This window comes from Mesorhizobium sp. M1E.F.Ca.ET.063.01.1.1, assembly GCF_003998155.1.
Lineage (GTDB): Bacteria > Pseudomonadota > Alphaproteobacteria > Rhizobiales > Rhizobiaceae > Mesorhizobium.
The window spans coordinates 1-685 of the sequence record NZ_RZSC01001419.1 but is presented as its reverse complement, the minus strand read 5'-3'; the positions used below and the strand labels follow the sequence as shown (position 1 = coordinate 685).

Below are 685 nucleotides of genomic sequence, written 5' to 3'. Positions count from 1 at the left end.
CCGCTAAAGCGCGTCGCGCTGAAAACGGATTCAGGCGACGCGCTTTAAGTCCTTGTTTTGATGTCGTTGTCCCAGAACCGCGCACACTTCTGGGCGACATGCATTAGAGTTCGAGCTTGTAGCCGATGTGGCTGGCCTTGAAGCCGAGCCGTTCGTAGAAGCGGTGCGCGTCGAGCCGGCTCTTGTTGGTGGTCAGCTGGACGACCCTGCAGCCGCGCTCGCGGCATTTTTCGATCGCCCATTCCAGCAGGCGCTGCCCTAATCTTTCGCCGCGCCGGTTCGCCGCGATGCGCACCGCCTCGATCTGGCCGCGCCAGGCGCCCCGCGACGACAGCCCGGCGAGGAAGCTGATCTGCAGCGTGCCGATGACATCGGCGCCGTCCGTCATCACCGCCAGCAACTGGTTTGGGTCGCTGTCGACCGCAGCGAAGGCATCCAGATAGGCTTGCGCCAGCGGCTGCCTGGTGTCCTCGCGGGCGCGGCCAAGCGCGTCGTCGGCAAGCATCGCGACGATCGCCGAAAGATCGGCTTGCCGCGCGCGGCGGATCTGGATTTCGCTCATCGTCAACCTCATGCTGGACCGGCGTTCTTATGCATGGCCCCGGTGCTTGCCGCAAACCGGAAAGGCCAGGTTACGGACAGTTGATCGCGCCGGCCGGCTGACGGGGCGCGTCGGCTATCGCGG

1 protein-coding gene is annotated in these 685 nt (G+C 65.3%); it reads right to left on the bottom strand.

All coding sequences use genetic code 11. The features are described 5' to 3' along the window. Nucleotides 1-103: 103 nt before the first annotated feature. Nucleotides 104-562, bottom strand: a complete 459-nt coding sequence (locus tag EOA29_RS38950) for a GNAT family N-acetyltransferase (RefSeq protein ID WP_126091433.1) — start codon at nucleotides 560-562, stop codon at nucleotides 104-106. Nucleotides 563-685: the final 123 nt, after the last annotated feature.

Coding starts and splice junctions, on each gene's coding strand:
- EOA29_RS38950 (WP_126091433.1), bottom strand. CDS start 562: ATGAGCGAAATCCAGATCCGCCGCGCGCGGCAAGCCGATCTTTCGGCG.